This is a genomic window from Streptomyces sp. NPDC048255 (genome assembly GCF_040652415.1).
In the GTDB taxonomy this organism is placed as follows: domain Bacteria; phylum Actinomycetota; class Actinomycetes; order Streptomycetales; family Streptomycetaceae; genus Streptomyces.
On sequence record NZ_JBEZMA010000027.1, the window covers coordinates 12,863 to 28,669 of the forward strand.

Annotated in this window: 16 protein-coding genes; 10 read left to right on the forward strand and 6 right to left on the reverse strand. The window is 71.8% G+C overall.

The genetic code is table 11. The features are described from left to right. Window positions 1-426 carry a GNAT family N-acetyltransferase gene (locus tag AB0D94_RS21460; protein WP_362054218.1) on the reverse strand — a complete coding sequence of 142 codons (426 nt, stop codon included), beginning with the start codon at window positions 424-426 and terminating at the stop codon, window positions 1-3. Between the two features lie 204 nt (window positions 427-630). Here AB0D94_RS21460 and AB0D94_RS21465 point away from each other — a divergent pair, with 204 nt between their 5' ends. From AB0D94_RS21465 to mug, 5 genes are all read left to right on the forward strand, one after another. Continuing rightward, window positions 631-1,971, forward strand: a complete 1,341-nt coding sequence (locus AB0D94_RS21465) for a hemolysin family protein (RefSeq protein WP_362054221.1) — start codon at window positions 631-633, stop codon at window positions 1,969-1,971. Beyond that, entirely contained in the window at window positions 1,968-2,993 is a 1,026-nt protein-coding gene (locus AB0D94_RS21470) for a hemolysin family protein (protein ID WP_362054224.1), read from the forward strand. Before AB0D94_RS21465 ends, AB0D94_RS21470 begins: the two co-directional genes overlap by 4 nt. A gap of 104 nt (window positions 2,994-3,097) precedes the next feature. Next, a complete protein-coding gene (locus AB0D94_RS21475) occupies window positions 3,098-3,889 on the forward strand; it encodes an SGNH/GDSL hydrolase family protein (protein ID WP_362054227.1) in 792 nt (263 codons plus the stop codon). A 71-nt stretch (window positions 3,890-3,960) separates the two neighbouring features. After that, window positions 3,961-5,394: an adenylosuccinate lyase gene (gene purB, locus AB0D94_RS21480; RefSeq protein ID WP_362054230.1), complete on the forward strand. Its 1,434-nt coding sequence runs from the start codon at window positions 3,961-3,963 to the stop codon at window positions 5,392-5,394. Beyond that, window positions 5,391-5,939, forward strand: a complete 549-nt coding sequence (mug, locus tag AB0D94_RS21485; protein WP_362054423.1) for a G/U mismatch-specific DNA glycosylase — start codon at window positions 5,391-5,393, stop codon at window positions 5,937-5,939. Before purB ends, mug begins: the two co-directional genes overlap by 4 nt. Window positions 5,940-5,984: 45 nt before the next feature. Here mug and AB0D94_RS21490 read toward each other — a convergent pair whose 3' ends face one another. The 4 genes from AB0D94_RS21490 to AB0D94_RS21505 all read right to left on the reverse strand — a co-directional run bounded on the left by AB0D94_RS21490 (window position 5,985) and on the right by AB0D94_RS21505 (window position 8,639). Next, window positions 5,985-6,263 carry a DUF6355 family natural product biosynthesis protein gene (locus AB0D94_RS21490; protein WP_362054233.1) on the reverse strand — a complete coding sequence of 93 codons (279 nt, stop codon included), beginning with the start codon at window positions 6,261-6,263 and terminating at the stop codon, window positions 5,985-5,987. 202 nt (window positions 6,264-6,465) lie between these two features. Further along, the gene (locus tag AB0D94_RS21495; RefSeq protein ID WP_362054236.1) at window positions 6,466-6,903 is read right to left on the reverse strand and encodes a hypothetical protein; all 438 of its coding nucleotides are present in this window, start codon (window positions 6,901-6,903) and stop codon (window positions 6,466-6,468) included. Between the two features lie 40 nt (window positions 6,904-6,943). Next, the gene (locus tag AB0D94_RS21500) at window positions 6,944-7,696 is read right to left on the reverse strand and encodes an ABC transporter permease (RefSeq protein ID WP_362054239.1); all 753 of its coding nucleotides are present in this window, start codon (window positions 7,694-7,696) and stop codon (window positions 6,944-6,946) included. A 31-nt stretch (window positions 7,697-7,727) separates the two neighbouring features. Beyond that, window positions 7,728-8,639, reverse strand: a complete 912-nt coding sequence (locus AB0D94_RS21505) for an ATP-binding cassette domain-containing protein (protein WP_362054242.1) — start codon at window positions 8,637-8,639, stop codon at window positions 7,728-7,730. Window positions 8,640-8,747: 108 nt separating this feature from the next. On the opposite strand from AB0D94_RS21505, the gene AB0D94_RS21510 reads away from it, so the two are divergent. The 3 genes from AB0D94_RS21510 to AB0D94_RS21520 all read left to right on the forward strand — a co-directional run bounded on the left by AB0D94_RS21510 (window position 8,748) and on the right by AB0D94_RS21520 (window position 11,837). Continuing rightward, window positions 8,748-9,926 carry a histidine kinase gene (locus tag AB0D94_RS21510; protein ID WP_362054245.1) on the forward strand — a complete coding sequence of 393 codons (1,179 nt, stop codon included), beginning with the start codon at window positions 8,748-8,750 and terminating at the stop codon, window positions 9,924-9,926. Window positions 9,927-9,930: 4 nt separating this feature from the next. Continuing rightward, window positions 9,931-10,581 carry a response regulator transcription factor gene (locus AB0D94_RS21515; RefSeq protein WP_362054248.1) on the forward strand — a complete coding sequence of 217 codons (651 nt, stop codon included), beginning with the start codon at window positions 9,931-9,933 and terminating at the stop codon, window positions 10,579-10,581. A 98-nt stretch (window positions 10,582-10,679) separates the two neighbouring features. Next, window positions 10,680-11,837: an ROK family transcriptional regulator gene (locus AB0D94_RS21520; protein ID WP_362054251.1), complete on the forward strand. Its 1,158-nt coding sequence runs from the start codon at window positions 10,680-10,682 to the stop codon at window positions 11,835-11,837. Window positions 11,838-11,982: 145 nt separating this feature from the next. Here AB0D94_RS21520 and AB0D94_RS21525 read toward each other — a convergent pair whose 3' ends face one another. Next, complete coding sequence (locus AB0D94_RS21525) at window positions 11,983-12,753, reverse strand: GntR family transcriptional regulator (protein WP_362054254.1); 771 nt, start codon at window positions 12,751-12,753, stop codon at window positions 11,983-11,985. A gap of 285 nt (window positions 12,754-13,038) precedes the next feature. Here AB0D94_RS21525 and AB0D94_RS21530 point away from each other — a divergent pair, with 285 nt between their 5' ends. Further along, window positions 13,039-13,890, forward strand: coding sequence for an alpha/beta fold hydrolase (locus AB0D94_RS21530; RefSeq protein ID WP_362054257.1), 852 nt, complete (start codon window positions 13,039-13,041; stop codon window positions 13,888-13,890). A 264-nt stretch (window positions 13,891-14,154) separates the two neighbouring features. Then, window positions 14,155-15,714 carry an alkaline phosphatase D family protein gene (locus AB0D94_RS21535; protein WP_362054426.1) on the forward strand — a complete coding sequence of 520 codons (1,560 nt, stop codon included), beginning with the start codon at window positions 14,155-14,157 and terminating at the stop codon, window positions 15,712-15,714. Window positions 15,715-15,807 lie beyond the last annotated feature (93 nt).

A 15,807-nucleotide genomic window follows, 5' to 3' on the forward strand; every position in this document is an offset into this window, starting at 1 on the left:
TCAGCCGCCGAGCGGCTTGACCCAGCGCGTCCACTGCTCCTCGGGCCCGTACCCGGCCGCTTCCCACGCCGGGTGCGCCCGCTCGTTGCGGTCGAGCACCATCGCGTCCGCGCGCCGCCCGCCGAGTTCCGCGAACCGTTCCTCGGCGGCGGCGAGCAGCGCCGTGCCTATGCCCTGCCTGCGGAGTTCCGGGTGGACCGCGAGCCGGTAGAGGTGGCAGCGCCAGCCGTCGAAACCGGCGATCACGGTACCGAGGAGTTCTCCGTCGCGGCGGGCGAGCAGCAGCGCGCCGGGGTCCCGCTGGTGGAGGCGCTCGATCCCGGCGAGGTCGTCGCTGATACTCGTTCCTTCAGCCGCGCTCTTCCAGAAGTCGAGTACGGAGCTGAGATCGGCTGCGCCCGCGGGGCCGATGTGAAGATCGTTCATGTCGGGATCCCATCATCCGGTCCGCTCCACCAGAAGGATGATGAGCTCCCTTTGCCCGTCCTTTACCATGTGGTCACCAGCCCACTCGAACGAAAGGTGTGAGCGTCCGCCCATGGGCGAGCCTCCCAGTCCCCGGCATTCCGGTATGCGACATCGCGCGACACCCCTCCTCCTGGCCGACCATGGGACGGAGGTGACCGACCGATGACCGAAGTGCTCCTGCTCGTCGTGGCGCTGCTGCTCTGCCTTGCCTGTGGAGTCTTCGTCGCGGCCGAGTTCTCGCTGACCACCGTCGAGCGCAGCGAGCTCGAACGAGCCGTCGAGCGGGGTGAGCGCGGGGCCGACAGCGCCCTGGCCGCCGTCCGCAGCCTGACCTTCCAGCTCTCCGGCGCCCAGCTCGGCATCACCGTGACGGGCCTGGTCATCGGCATGATCTCCAAGCCCTCGATCGCCGCCCTGCTCCAGGGCCCCTTCAAGGCCGTCGGCATGTCGTCCGGCGCCGCCTCCTCCACCGCCCTGGTCCTCGGCACCGTGCTGTCGACCGTCGTCCTGATGGTGGTCGGCGAACTCGTGCCCAAGAACTGGGCGATCTCCTCCCCGCTGGCGATCGCCAAACGCGTGGCCACCCTGCAGCGCGTCTTCAGCCTGGCCTTCAAGCCGCTCATCGGCCATCTGAACACCACGGCGAACCACATGGTGCGCCGGCTCGGCATGGAGCCGGCCGAGGAGCTGGCCTCGGCCCGCACCCCGCAGGAGCTGGTCGCGCTGGCACGGCACTCGGCCAAGGCCGGCGCGCTGGAGAAGGACACCGCCGAGCTGTTCGTACGCACCCTGAACCTGGCCGACCTGACCGCGGAGAACGTGATGACCCCGCGCGTCCAGGTCACCGCCCTCGACGCGCAGGCCACGGCCGAGGACGTGGCGAACGCGACGCTGGCCACCGGCCTGTCCCGCTTCCCGGTCTACCGGGGCAGCCTCGACACCGTCGTGGGCACCGTCCACATCAAGGACGTACTGGCCCTGCCCGCGCCGGAGCGCCACCGCACCCCGGTGTCGCACCTGATGCGCGAGCCGCTGCTCGTACCGGAGTCCCTGACCGTGGACCGGCTGCTGGACCGGCTGTCGGGCAAGCGCACGATGGCCGTGGTCATCGACGAGTACGGCGGCACGGCCGGCGTGGCCACGCTGGAGGACATCGTCGAGGAGGTCGTCGGCGAGGTCCGCGACGAGCACGACCCGCACGAGACCCCTGACCTGGCCCCGGCCGGTACGGACGCCTCCGGACGGCTGCTCTACTCCGCCGACGGCGCCGCGCGCACCGACCAGCTCCAGCGGATCGGACTGCGCGTCCCGGACGGCCCGTACGAGACCCTGGCCGGCCTGATAGCGACCGAGCTCGGCCGGATCCCGGCCGTGGGCGACAGCCTGGAGCTGGACGGGTGGCGGCTGGACGTGGTGGACGCCAGCGGGCGGCGGGCCGCGCGGGTGCTGCTGCACGCGCCGGACGGACCGGCCGAGAACCAGGGTGCGGAGGGGGACCGATGACCGCGATCCAGTTGCTGATCGGCCTGGCGACCCTGGTCGTCAACGCCTTCTTCGTCGGCGCGGAGTTCGCGCTGATCTCGGTCCGGCGCAGCCAGATCGAGCCGTACGCCGAGGAGGGCGACCGGCGGGCCCGTGCCGTCCTGTGGGGCCTGGAGCACGTGTCGGCCATGATGGCGGCGGCGCAGCTGGGCATCACGCTGTGCACCCTGGTGCTGGGCGTGGTGGCCGAGCCCGCCATCGCGCACCTGCTGACCCCGCTGTTCGACCTGGTCGGGGTGCCCGCGGGCCTGACGCACGCGATCTCCTTCGTGGTGGCGCTGGCGCTGGCCACGTACCTGCACATGCTGTTCGGCGAGATGGTGCCGAAGAACGTGGCCCTGGCGGAGCCGGTGCGCACCGCCCTGCTGCTGGGGCCGCCCCTGGTGACCCTCACGCGGGCGCTGAGGCCGGTGATCTTCGCGATCAACGCCTTCGCCAACGCCCTCCTGCGCCTGCTGCGGGTGGAGGTGAAGGACGAGGTCGGCGCCACGTTCACGGACGACGAGCTGGCCCGGATGGTCAAGGACTCCAGCGACGCGGGGCTCCTCGACGACCGGGCGAGCGAGCGGCTGCACGACGCCCTGGAGCTGGGCCGACGGCCGGTCACCGATGTGGTGCTGCCGGCGGACCATGTGGTCGCCGCATGGCTGGGCATCACTCCGGCCGACCTGGAGCGGCTGTCGGCCACGTCCGGCTACTCCCGCTTCCCCGTAGTCGACGCACAGCACAGGATCCTGGGCTACCTGCACGTCAAGGACGCCCTGGACGCGGACGGGCCGGAGCGGGACGAACCGTTCCCGCTGTCGGCGCTGCGGCCCATCGCCCAGGTCCGCGCGGAGACTCCTCTGGACGACGTACTGACCGCCATGCGGCGCAGCCGCACCCATCTGGCGGCCGTGCTCGGGGCGGACGGGACCATGGCGGGCCTGGTCACGATGGAGGACGTGCTGCGCGAGCTGTTCGGCCGGCCCGCGTCGGCGTAGCCGCGTCCAGCCAGGACGTCTCCCCCGGCCGACAAGTCCGAAAGAGACGTCCTGGGTCCCCGGCCCTGCAGGGCCGGGGTACCGCGCGGTAACATCGCTCCGCCATGGAAATGAATGCCTCTTACACCAGTTTCGTCGCGGTCGGCGACTCCTTCACCGAGGGCATGTCCGACCTGCTCCCGGACGGTTCCTACCGGGGCTGGGCCGATCTGCTGGCCGCCCGGCTCGCCGCGTGCGAGCCGGGTTTCCGCTACGCGAACCTCGCCGTCCGCGGGAAGCTGATCGGACAGATCGCGCAGGAGCAGGTGCCCGTGGCGGCCGCCATGGGGGCCGACGTGGTGAGCCTGGTGGGCGGGCTGAACGACACGCTGCGCCCCAAGGTCGACATGGGCCGGGTCCGCGGGCACCTGGAAGAGGCCGTGGAGCTGCTGGCCCCCTCCTGCAAGAAGCTCGTGCTGATGCGCTCCCCGGGGCGCAACGGGCCGGTCATGGAACGCTTCCGTCCGCGCATGGAGGAGCTCTTCGCCCTCATCGAGGAACTCGCCGCCCGGCACGACGCCGTGGTCGTGGACCTGTACGGGGCCGCCGCGCTCGCGGATCCGCGGATGTGGGACGTGGACCGGCTGCACCTGACGGCCGAGGGGCATCGCCGGGTGGCGGAGGCCGTCTGGCAGTCCCTGGGCCTGCCGCCCGAGGCGGACTGGCGCACCGAACTTCCCGCCTCCGCGCCCCCGGGCTGGGCCCTGCGCCGCTCCCAGGACCTGAGCTTCGCCCGGCAGCACCTGCTGCCCTGGGTCGGCCGCCGCCTGACGGGCCGCTCCTCCGGGGACGGCCGCCCCGCCAAGCGCCCGGAACTGCTGCCGTACGAGGCCTCCGGGGGCGAGCGGCTCTCGTAGCAAGGCACAATCGGAGCCGGGGTCCCTACCTGCGTAAACGCACAGCCGCGGCCCAAGTAGAATCCCTACACGTGACAGCCAAGCCCCGCATCCCCAATGTCCTGGCCGGCCGCTACGCCTCCGCGGAGCTCGCCGTCCTGTGGTCCCCCGAGTACAAGGTGACGCTGGAGCGGCGGCTGTGGCTCGCCGTGCTGCGCGCCCAGAAGGACCTCGGTATCGAGGTTCCGGACGCCGCCCTCGCCGACTACGAGCGCGTCCTGGAGACGGTCGACCTCGCCTCCATCGCCGAGCGCGAGAAGGTCACCCGGCACGACGTGAAGGCGCGCATCGAGGAGTTCAACGCCCTCGCCGGTCACGAGCACGTCCACAAGGGCATGACCTCCCGCGACCTGACCGAGAACGTGGAGCAGCTCCAGATCCGGCTCTCGCTGGAACTGGCCCGTGACCGCACGGTCGCCGTCCTGTCCCGCCTCGGCAAGCTGGCGGGCGAGCACGCCGAGCTGGTCATGGCCGGCCGCTCCCACAACGTGGCCGCGCAGGCCACCACCCTGGGCAAGCGCTTCGCGACGGCCGCCGACGAGCTGCTGGTCGCCTACGACCGCCTGGAGAACCTCCTCGCCCGCTACCCGCTGCGCGGGATCAAGGGCCCGGTCGGCACCGCCCAGGACATGCTCGACCTGCTCGGTGGCGACGCCGCCAAGCTCGCCGACCTGGAACAGCGCATCGCCGCCCACCTCGGCTTCGCCCAGGCCTTCACCTCGGTCGGCCAGGTCTACCCCCGCTCGCTCGACTACGACGTGGTCACCGCCCTGGTGCAGCTGGCCGCCGCTCCGTCGTCGATCGCCAAGACGATCCGCCTGATGGCCGGCCACGAGCTGGTCACCGAGGGCTTCAAGCCCGGCCAGGTCGGCTCCTCCGCGATGCCGCACAAGATGAACACCCGCTCCTGCGAACGCGTGAACGGCCTGATGGTCATCCTGCGCGGCTACGCCTCGATGACGGGCGAGCTGGCCGGCGACCAGTGGAACGAGGGCGACGTCTCCTGCTCCGTGGTCCGCCGCGTGGCCCTGCCGGACGCCTTCTTCGCCTTCGACGGCCTGCTGGAGACCTTCCTGACCGTCCTGGACGAGTTCGGCGCCTTCCCGGCGGTCGTCGCCCGGGAACTGGACCGCTACCTGCCGTTCCTCGCGACCACCAAGGTCCTGATGGGCGCGGTGCGGGCCGGGGTGGGCCGCGAGGCCGCCCACGAGGTCATCAAGGAGCACGCGGTGGCCTCCGCACTCGCCATGCGCGAGCAGGGCGCCGAGCGCAACGAGCTGCTGGACAAGCTGGCAGCCGACGAGCGGATGCCGCTGGACCGGGCCCAGCTCGACGCCCTGATGGCCGACAAGCTGTCCTTCACGGGCGCCGCCGGCGACCAGGTCGCCGCGGTGGTCTCCCGCATCGAAGCGATCGCCAAGCAGTACCCGGAGGCCGCCGGGTACGCGCCGGGGTCGATCCTCTGACCCCCGACGAGCTGACCGCCGCCCGCGACCGCGTCCTCCCGGACGTGGTCGCGGGCGGTCTTCGCGTGCTGTTCTGCGGGATCAACCCGGGTCTTCTCTCCGCCGCAACGGGCCACCACTTCGCCCGCCCCGGCAACCGCTTCTGGCCCGTCCTGCACCTGTCGGGCTTCACCCCGCGCCGCCTGGCCCCCGCGGAGCAGGAGGAACTGCTGACCTACCGGCTCGGCATCACCAACGTCGTGGCCCGCGCCACGGCGCGCGCCGACGAACTGAGCGCCGAGGAGTTCCGCGAGGGCGGCCGCATCCTGACGGCCAAGGTGGAACTCCTGCGCCCCCAGTGGCTGGCAGTCGTCGGGGTCACCGCCTACCGCACCGCCTTCGGCGAGAGGAAGGCCCAGATCGGCCCCCAGGAACGAACCATCGGCTCCACCCGCATCTGGGCCCTCCCCAACCCCAGCGGCCTCAACGCCCACTGGACCGCCGAGACCATGGCCCAGGAGTACGCCCGCCTCCGCGCGGCCGCGGAATCCCCCGACGCCTCCTGACCGCTCCCCCTGTTCGAGCCCTGACCAGGCCTGAGCGAGAAGGGGCTAGCAGGTGCGGTGGACGTAGTGGGCGCCGTCAATCTTCTTCGCCGACCCCAGCCATGTGGTGCCCGGCCCCACGCACTTCTCGTAGTTGGGCCCCCACACCTCGACCTCGATCACGACCCGGGAGCCATCGCCCGTGCAGTGGTTGTAGTACGCGTCACTGCCCGTCTCGTAGAAACCGCAAGGAGCGGCAACGGCTGCGGGGGCGGTAGCCGCGCCCAGCCCCAGCACGAGGGCAATTGCTCCGAGAGCAGCGGGAACGGAACGACGACCAAGCATGAAAGTGACTCCTTCAAAGCGGCAATTCAGACGGCCCCATGCTGCTTTGCCGAGAGGGAGCGCGACGCCCCCATCACCCTTTCGATGCTCGAAGAATCGTTGTGCCGCCACCCATTTGGAGGCGAGGCCCGGCCACCACACCCCCCGGCCCCCGGCCCCCGGCCAGTCTGACCCCGCCACCCTGCCCCGCCGTCCGCCCCGGCTACGGCGGGTCGATCACCGTGACCCCTGCCATCAGCGCGTACGGTTCACCGCCGTCCCACTGCGCCACGTAGGCCACGAGCCACCAGCCCTCCGCCTGCCACGCGTGCACGTGGTCGGTGCTGCTGCTCACCCTGTCCCAGGGCGCCGGTATCTCCTCCCCCTCGAGCCCCCTGGCTCTGAGCGACATCACGCTGAACACCTGCGCCTCCCCCCACCGGCCGGTCAGGGCCTGGGTCAGTGCCCCGTACTCGGCGTTGGTCTGGTCGATCGCCTCGCCCCGGCCGGCTCCGCCGTCCTCACCGAGGTCCGCGGCCCGGCTGACCTCTACCAGGTGGTAACCCGGACCGCTGCTCCGCCCACCGGACCGGACCGGCTCGGGCGGAAAATCCGTCACCCGGAGCCGGTCGATCGTGTCGAGATGCTCTGCCGTGGTCATACCGTCAGTATCCCGACCACCACTGACAACTGGCCCGGCGTCACGCGTCCCGCCGGCGCACCGCGACCCAGCCGCCGATCACCGCCGCCGCGGCCCACAGCATCGCCACACCCATCCCGGTCCACGGGCCGAGTACGCCGCCTATCGACTCGCTCCGCAACACCATCTGCCCGGCCTTGTCCGGCATGAACTGGCCGATGTCACTGGCGGCCCCGCTGATGACGAAGGAGAGGAGCAGGACGAAGGGGACGAGAATGCTGAGCACGGCGACACCACTGCGCAGGATCGCCGTCAGGCCAGCCGCGAACAACGTGATGACCGTCAGGTAGAGACCGCATCCGATGATCGACCGCACGGTGCCCGGGGCGCCGAGCTCCAGGGCGTACTGCCCCATGAACGCCTGCCCGGCGACAAAGGTGAGCAGCCCCGTCACCTGACCCGCCAGGAAGGCGAGTCCGCCGATGACGGCCATCTTCGACAGATAGAACCGACTACGGTTCGGCACTGCGGCGAAGGTGGTGCGCAGGGCCCCGTTGTGGAATTCGGCGGAGAAGGCGTTGGCCCCGAAGGCGATGGCCGCTACCTGGCCGAAGTTGACGGCGTAGTACGCCGCGAAGAGTGGATCGTCGCCCATGCTCCCTGCCTCCGCCGTCCCTATCGCCCAGGCCGTGAACGCCTGGATGCCGACGGTGGTGGCGAGGATGGCTATCAGGGCGCCGAACGTACCCCGAAGCGATCTGATCTTGATCCATTCGGAGTGCAGGACGGGCAAGGTGGGCAGAGCGACGCTCATGGCAAGGCCTCCGGGACGAGTGGTCGGTATGTCAGTGGGTGGCGGCGAACTGGGCGTGGTCAGCCGTCAGGTCGAGGTAGGCCTGTTCCAGTGAGGCCCGCTCGTCGGCGAGCTCCAGCATCGGGATGCCCTCGCGGGCGGCCATGCTGCCGATCTGCTCCGCCTGTATGCCGTCGACGGTCCAACGCCCGCCGTCGACGCTGATCAGCTCGAAGCCGTCCCGGGCCAGGGCGGCCCGCAGGCGCGCCGGGTCCGAGGTGCGCAGCCGCACTCGTGGGGTGCTGCGCGCGTCGATGAACGCCTCCATCGAGGTGTCGGCCAGCAGCTTGCCCTGTCCCAGCACGATCAGATGGTCGGCCAGGGCGGCGGTCTCGGACATCAGATGGCTGGAGACCAGGACGGTCCGCCCTTCGGCGGCCAGTCCGCGCATCAGCTCGCGGATCCAGATGATGCCCTCGGGGTCGAGCCCGTTGGTCGGCTCGTCCAGCAGCAGGACCCCCGGATCGCCCAGCAGGGCGGCGGCGATGCCGAGCCGCTGGCGCATGCCGAGCGAGAAGGTCTTGACCCGGCGATCGGCGGCCGGGGCTATGCCGCTGCGCTCCAGCACCTCCTCCACCTTGCGCATCGGGATCCGGTTCGAAGCGGCGAGGAAACGCAGGTGGTTCCGCGCGCTCCGGCCGCCGTGGATCGCCTGGACGTCGAGGAGCGCGCCGACCCGGTGGAGAGGATCGGGGTATGCCGTGAACTGCCGACCGTCGATGGTGGCCGTCCCGGAGGTGATCCGGTCGAGCCCCAGCAGCAGCCGCATCGTGGTCGACTTGCCGGCCCCATTGGGCCCGAGGAATCCGGTGACGCGGCCGGGCAGGACGTCGAAGGTGAGGTGGTCCACGGCGCGGGTGGCGCCGTATTCCTTGGTCAGGTCTCGGATCTCGATGCGGTTCATGTCTCAAGATTCGCCGTCGGCCACACCCCCTGACCTCCCCCACGCGGGGGGATCGTCTCCCCCGCACGGGGGAGACGCCGCCCATCTGCCAACTGCCAGGATGAAGCCATGTACCGACTGCTTCGTGCTCCTCTTCGCGGGGTCACGTACACACGCTGGCTCCACCTGCTCGTACCGATCCTGATCGTGTCCATCTGGCTCTTCATAGAGCCCGCATGGCCCTGGATGCCCGCCCTGATCGTCGCCCCGTTCGGGCTCGTCCCATGGGTGCGGCTGGCCGAGGGCTTGCAGGCCCAGTTCCTCCTGACCCCGCACGAGCGGGGCCGGCACGACGGTTCCATCAGCACGGCGGCGTCCGGGCGTTGGGCGGACCGCTGGCGCACCGTCGCCTGGCTGGAGATACGTCTCGTGCTGGCGGGCGCGGCCACGCTGGCGACCGTGTGGCTGCCGATGATGGCCCTGGAACTCGCCGTCACCGGCGCCGGGCGCTCGCTCGGGGCGGACGTCGTGATCCTGCCCTTCATCCCGCCTCGCTGGCTGGCCATCCTCCTCGTGCCGGTTCCGTTGATCCTGCTGCTGGTCATCGTGGTGCTGCTCGGCCAAGCCGTCACGGCCATCGCCAGCAGGCTCCTGGGCCCTTCGGCGGCCGAGCGGCTCAGCGCGCTGGAAGCGCGCACCGAGCAGTTGTTGGAACGGACTCGGATAGCACGGGAGTTGCACGACTCCATCGGGCACGCACTCACGGTGGCGGTGGTCCAGGCGGGAGCAGCCCGAGCCGCGGGCGACCCGGCGTTCACCGAGCGCGCGCTGTGCGCGATCGAGGAGACCGGACGGGCCGCGATGGAGGATCTCGAGCGGGTGCTGCTGGTGCTCCGGGAGTCCGCGCAGCCTCCCTCCCAGCGCCCCACCCTGGCCGACGCGGACCGGCTGCTGGAGTCGGCGCGCGCTTCCGGCGCCTCGGTGGACGCCGAACTGTCCGGGCCGCTGGAGACGTTGCCGGGCCCGGTCACCCGGGAGGGGTACCGGATCCTCCAGGAGGCACTGACCAACGTACTGCGGCACAGCGGGCCGGTTCCGGTACGGGTACGGATCGAAATGGCGGTGGGCAGGCTGGACTTGGAGGTGACCAACCCGCTCCCGGCGGGTCCCGCGCTGATGACGGGCCGCGGCAGCGGCCTGCGCGGCATGCGGGAGCGGGCCGCGCTGCTCGGCGGGGAGGCCGAAACGGGTCCGCACGAGGGCAGTTGGAGGGTGCGCGCACGGCTCCCGCTGGAGCGAATACGCTGACCGGATGCCGGTTACCGTACTGATCGTCGATGACGAACCCCTGGTGCGCGCGGGTCTGCGTGCCGTCCTGGATGCCCAGCCCGATATCGAAGTCGTGGGCGAGGCCGCCGACGGTGCCTCCGTCGTCCCGCTCGTACGGCAGCTGAGGCCGGACGTCGTGGCGATGGACGTGCGGATGCCGCTGCTCGACGGCATCGAGGCGACCCGGGCTGTCCTGCGGTCGGTGGACGCCCCGCCGAAGATCCTCGTGGTGACCACCTTCGAGAACGACGAGTACGTGTACCAGGCCCTGCGGGCCGGCGCCGACGGGTTCCTCCTGAAGCGCGCCCGGCCTTCGGAGATCGTGCACGCGGTACGGCTGGTGGCGGAGGGCGAGACGCTGCTCTTCCCGGCGGCGGTGCGGGCCCTGGCCGCGGAGTACGGGAACCGGCAGGCCAGGGCGGTGCTGGAGCGGGCGGCGCTGACCGAGCGGGAGGAGGCGGTCCTGCGGCTCATGGCGCGGGGTCTGACGAACGTCGAGATCGCGTCCCAGTTGATCATCGGGGCGGAGACGGTGAAGTCGCACGTCAGCGCGATCCTGGCGAAGCTGGGAGCGCGGGACCGGACGCAGGCGGTGATCACGGCGTACGAGTCGGGGTTCGTCGCCCCGGCCTGAGGGAGACCGGTTCCGGCCGATGGGGGGCTGCTTCTCGCCGCCGCAGCCGGTGGGCAGTACGATCCGGCTGACAAGCTCGCTAGCTGGGAGGACACACGTTGGGGCAGCTGACCGGCGGGGACCCCTCCCTGCTCCGGCGGATCAATTCCGCCGTGGTCCTGAGGGCACTGCGCGCGGCCGGATCACCGACCCTCACCGACCTCACCCGGGTGACCGGGCTCTCCCGGCCCACCGTCGAGGGGGTCGTGGAGGGGCTGATCGGGACGGGTCTCGTCGTCGAGGCCGACGCGGAAGAAGGTGCGCGGCGGCAGGGGCGACCGGCCAGGCGCTTCCGGTTCCGGGCCGAGGCCGGGCATCTGCTGGGCATCGAGATCGGTTCGCACCGGATCGCGGTGCTCCTGTCCGGGCTGGACGGGCGGGTGATCGGCGCCGGTACCAAGGACGTCGCCGAGACGGCCTCGGCCGACGAGCGCCTGGAACGGGTGCGGTCGGCGGTCGCCGACCTGCTGCGCCGGGCGGGTGTGCCCCGGGACTCCCTGCGCGCGGTCGGGGTCGGCAGCCCCGGGATCGTGGAGGCCGACGGTACGGTCCGCCTCGGTACGGCGCTGCCGGGCTGGACCGGGCTGCCGCTCGGGGACCGGCTGCGGCGCTCGTTCCGCTGCCCGGTGCAGGTGGAGAACGACGCCAACGCGGCGGCGGTCGCTGAGCACTGGAAGGGGGCCGCGCGGGACACCGACGACATGGTGTTCGTGATGGCGGGGCTCAGCCCCGGCGCCGGTTCACTGATCGGCGGACGGCTGCACCGGGGCTTCGGCGGGGCGGCCGGAGAGATCGGCGCGCTGCACCTGCTGGGCCGCGAGGTCACGCCGGAGAAACTGCTGTCGACCACCGGCGAACCGCTGCACCCGCTGGACGAGCCCGCGGTCGCCGAGGTCTTCGCGATGGCCAAGCGGGGCGACGAGCGGGCCGTGGCCGCCGTGGAGCGGTTCCTGCAGCGGCTGGTGCACGACGTGGCGGCGCTGGTCCTGGCCATGGACCCGGAGCTCGTCGTGGTCGGCGGCTGGGCGGCCGGGCTTGACGGGGTCCTGGACCCCCTGCGGCAGGAGCTGGAACGTTACTGCTTGCGCCCGCCCCGGGTGACCCTGTCCCTCCTCGGCGAGGCGGCGGTGGCCACCGGAGCGCTACGGCTCGCGATGGAGCACGTCGAGGAGGAGCTCTTCGCCGTGGAGAAGACGGTCACGGCCCGCCGCCGCTGACCCCGCCACCGCGAGGCCGCTCCAGAGCCGCCCGGCATCACCGGGCGGCCTCGGCACAGCACCGGCACCACACCCGCCACCCTGGTAGCCGACAGGCGAGAGCCAGTAGCCGACAGCCGACAGCCGACAGCCGACAGCGCGAACGTCAGGAAGCGACGCGGGGTTCGTGGGTGATCTCGACGGCGCCCGAGTCCCCGAAGGTGAGGCGGCAGGTGTCGGCCCGGTAGGTGGCGACCGAGACGGCCGCCGTGCCCGCGGCGGTGAAGTAGCGGGTGGTGACCAGGAGCACCGGGGCGCCGGGCAGGCGGTCGAGTTCCTTGGCGTCGTCGGCGCGGGCGGAGCCCAGCTCCACCGAGCGGTCCTGGCCGTCCAGGACCAGCCGCTGCAGTTCGCGCAGGACGGCGCGGGCGCGGGCGGGTCCGGCCGGGGCCTCGATGGCGGGCAGACCGGGCACGGAGTCGGCCGGCACGTACAGCAGCTCGGCGGCGACGGCCTGGCCGTGCGCGACCCGGGTCCGGCGCACCGTGTGCAACGGCTGATCGGCGGCGAAAGCGCCGCCCGTACCGAGCAGCCTCGCGACGGCGGCGGGCGCCACGCCCTCGGCCGCATCCACCGGCTCCCAGCCGTCGACGCCCTCGCCGGGCCAGCTGTGCTGCGCGGTCCCGACGGCCACGCCGACGCGCGGCGGGGCGACGGTGGTTCCGACCCCGCGGCGGCGCTGCAGACGGCCTTCCAGTTCCAGCTGCTCCAGGGCCTGGCGCAGGGTCGCGCGGGCAACTCCGAAGCGGGCGGCGAGCTCACGCTCGTTCGGCAGCACCTCGCCCACGGCGAAGTCCTGGTCGAGCGCCTCGCTGAGGACGGTCTTGAGGTGCCAGTACTTCGGCTCCGGCACCGTTTCGAGCTGCGTGGTCCCCACCCTGACTCCTCCTGCCATCGCTGCACTCGCCGTGTTCCAGCGGCAGTTCCGCGCCCTTGTTTATTAAAGGTTCCTGCACTATCCCTGCGACGATAGGACGGCGCACCCCCTTGGTCAAGACCAATGCTTATCCCTTTGCCGGGCAGACCGGGCATACGTATCAAGCCGTTCATGGGATGTTCTCGTGCGCTCCGAAGGCTTGTAGTCAAGGGCTACCGGACGGTAGTGATGGCGGTAGCCACTACTGACAGCCTGTCTCACATGCGTCCACCGACGAGGAGCAGCATGACCGCCACGGTCTCCTTCACGATCGATTCGCCGCTCGGCGCCCGCACCGCCACCGTCGCCTACGAGCGCAAGGGCGCGGGCGAACCGCTTCTCCTGCTGCACGGCATAGGCCATCACCTCCAGGCCTGGCACCCGGTGACCGACATCCTGGCCACCGAGCACGACGTGATCGCCGTCGACCTGCCCGGCTTCGGTGCCTCTGAGCCGCTGCCCGACGGGGTTCCGTACGACCTGGCAAGCATCGCTCCGGCGCTCGGGGCGCTGTGCACGGCCCTCGGCGTCGAACGCCCGCACGTCGCGGGCAACTCCCTCGGCGGGCTGCTCGCCCTCGAGATGGGACGCGCCGGCCTCGTCCGCTCGGTCACCGCCCTCTCCCCCGCCGGGTTCTGGACGCAGGGCGAACGCCGCTACGCCTTCGCCACCCTCCTCGCGATGCGCGCGGGCGCCAAGGCGCTGCCCCGACCTGCGGTGGAGCGGCTCGCGCGCAGCGCCGCGGGCCGGGCCGCCCTCACCGGGACCATCTACGCCCGCCCGGCCCGGCGTTCGCCCGGGGCCGTGGTCGCGGAGACCCTCGCCCTGCGCCATGCCACCGGCTTCGCGCAGACCCTCGCCGCGGGCGGTTCCGTACGGTTCACCGACGACGTCCCCGGGCTGCCGGTCACCATCGCCTGGGGCAGCCGGGACCGGCTGCTGCTGCGCCGCCAGGGCGTGCGCGCCAAGCACACCGTCCCCGGCGCCAGGCTGGTCCGGCTGCCCGGCTGCGGTCACGTCCCGATGAACGACGATCCCGCGCTGGTCGCCCGGGTGATCCTGGACACGGCCCGCAGCACGAGCCGCCTCCCCGCCTGACCACCCGCCGCCCGGAGCGGCGAAACGGCTGAGCGACTAATCGGCTGAGCGACTGAGCGACTGAGCGACTGAGCAGCGAAACGGCTGAGCACCTCAGCCGCTCAGCAGCAGCCGCAGTCCCAGCCCCACAGCTCCAGCCCCACGGCAGAGCCGCTGACGGCTGTTCATCCGCGGTTCGCGTGGCGGACGCGACCGGGCCGGTGTGCGGCGGCACGCTGGTCCGACCCGTCCCCGCCGGCCCCTGGAGAAGCACCGATGGCACCGATGCCGCACACCCGACGGACCCTCCTCGGCGGGTCGCTCGCCCTGTCCTCCGCACTGCTCGCCACACCGGTGCTCGGGGCCCCCGCCCTCGCCCGTTCCGGCCGCCCGAGCGCGGCCTGGGGCGTCCAGTCCGGCGAGATCACCGCCCATTCGGCCACCGTCTGGACCCGCTCCGACCGCCTGGCGCGGATGTACGTCGAGACCTCCCCGAGCGAATCGTTCCGCTACGCCGTACGCCGCCACCGCGGCCCGCTCCTCGGCCCGTCCACCGACTTCACCGGGACCACCGTCCTGCGCGACCTGCCGCCCGGGCAGCAGGTCCACTACCGGGTGCTCCTGGCCGACCCCGAAGACCCGCGGCGCACCAGCGAGCCGGTCCACGGAACCTTCCGCACCACGCCCGTCTCCCGCCGCCAGGACGTGCGCTTCCTGTGGTCCGGGGACCTGGCAGGACAGGGCTGGGGCATCAACCCCGATCTCGGCGGCTACCGCGTCTTCGAGGAGATGCGGCAGCGCGACCCCGACTTCTTCCTCTTCAGCGGGGACACTATCTACGCCGACGGCCCCATCCAGCCCTCCGTCCCCCTGCGCGACGGCAGCCTCTGGCGCAACATCACCACCGAGGAGAAGGCGAAGGTCGCCGAGACCCTCGCCGAGTTCCGCGGGAACTTCCGCTACAACCTGCTCGACGGCAACCTGCGCGCTTTCAACGCCCAGGTCCCGGTCCTCGCCCAGTGGGACGACCACGAGGTGCGCAACAACTGGTACCCCGGCCAGCTCATCGACGACCCCCGGTACACGGTCAGGGACGCGGACACCCTCGCCGCCCGCGCCCGCCAGGCCTTCGGCGAGTACTTCCCCGTCACCGATCTGCGCGGCGGGCGCGCGGAGGGCCGGATGTACCGGGTGATGAGGTACGGCCCGCTGCTCGACGTCTTCGTGCTCGACATGCGCACCTACCGCAACGCCAACTCCCCCGGTACGCAGACCGAGGACCGGACCGGCATCCTCGGCGCCGAGCAACTGGCCTGGCTGCGGCGCGAGCTCTCCCGCTCCCGCGCCACCTGGAAGGTCATCGCCGCCGACATGCCGCTGGGCATCGTGGTCGCCGACGGGGCCGCGAACTTCGAGGCCGTCGCGCAGGGCGACCCCGGCGCCCCGCTGGGCCGCGAGCTCCAGATCGCCGAACTCCTGCGCCACATCAAGCACCAGCGCATCACCGGCACCGTCTGGCTCACCGCCGACGTCCACTACACCGCGGCCAACCACTACGCCCCCGAGCGCGCCGCCTTCACCGACTTCGCACCCTTCTGGGAGTTCGTCTCGGGCCCGATCGGCGCGGGCGGCTTCCCGGCCGGGCGACTCGACGCCACCTTCGGCCCGGAGACGGCGTGCGTCCAGTCGGCTCCGCTCGCCAACATGTCCCCCTCGGAGAACCCCCCGTACTACGGAGAGGTGGACATCGACGGGGCCGGCGGGGAACTGACCGTCCGGCTGCGGCGCCAGGGCGGCGGGGTGCTCTTCACCAAGACGCTCCGTCCCGGGCGCGTGGGCCAGTAGGGACCAGTAACCGGTACGGACTCCCGGGCACGAACGCGGACGCCCGCGGACGACCGCGAATTCCGGACAGGACCCAGAAAACTGGATGAAATC

Coding starts and splice junctions, on each gene's coding strand:
- AB0D94_RS21510 (WP_362054245.1), top strand. CDS start 8,748: ATGTACCGACTGCTTCGTGCTCCTCTTCGCGGGGTCACGTACACACGC.
- AB0D94_RS21465 (WP_362054221.1), top strand. CDS start 631: ATGACCGAAGTGCTCCTGCTCGTCGTGGCGCTGCTGCTCTGCCTTGCC.
- AB0D94_RS21530 (WP_362054257.1), top strand. CDS start 13,039: ATGACCGCCACGGTCTCCTTCACGATCGATTCGCCGCTCGGCGCCCGC.
- AB0D94_RS21475 (WP_362054227.1), top strand. CDS start 3,098: ATGGAAATGAATGCCTCTTACACCAGTTTCGTCGCGGTCGGCGACTCC.
- AB0D94_RS21500 (WP_362054239.1), bottom strand. CDS start 7,696: ATGAGCGTCGCTCTGCCCACCTTGCCCGTCCTGCACTCCGAATGGATC.
- AB0D94_RS21460 (WP_362054218.1), bottom strand. CDS start 426: ATGAACGATCTTCACATCGGCCCCGCGGGCGCAGCCGATCTCAGCTCC.
- AB0D94_RS21515 (WP_362054248.1), top strand. CDS start 9,931: ATGCCGGTTACCGTACTGATCGTCGATGACGAACCCCTGGTGCGCGCG.
- AB0D94_RS21470 (WP_362054224.1), top strand. CDS start 1,968: ATGACCGCGATCCAGTTGCTGATCGGCCTGGCGACCCTGGTCGTCAAC.
- AB0D94_RS21495 (WP_362054236.1), bottom strand. CDS start 6,903: ATGACCACGGCAGAGCATCTCGACACGATCGACCGGCTCCGGGTGACG.
- AB0D94_RS21505 (WP_362054242.1), bottom strand. CDS start 8,639: ATGAACCGCATCGAGATCCGAGACCTGACCAAGGAATACGGCGCCACC.
- AB0D94_RS21535 (WP_362054426.1), top strand. CDS start 14,155: ATGCCGCACACCCGACGGACCCTCCTCGGCGGGTCGCTCGCCCTGTCC.
- AB0D94_RS21490 (WP_362054233.1), bottom strand. CDS start 6,263: ATGCTTGGTCGTCGTTCCGTTCCCGCTGCTCTCGGAGCAATTGCCCTC.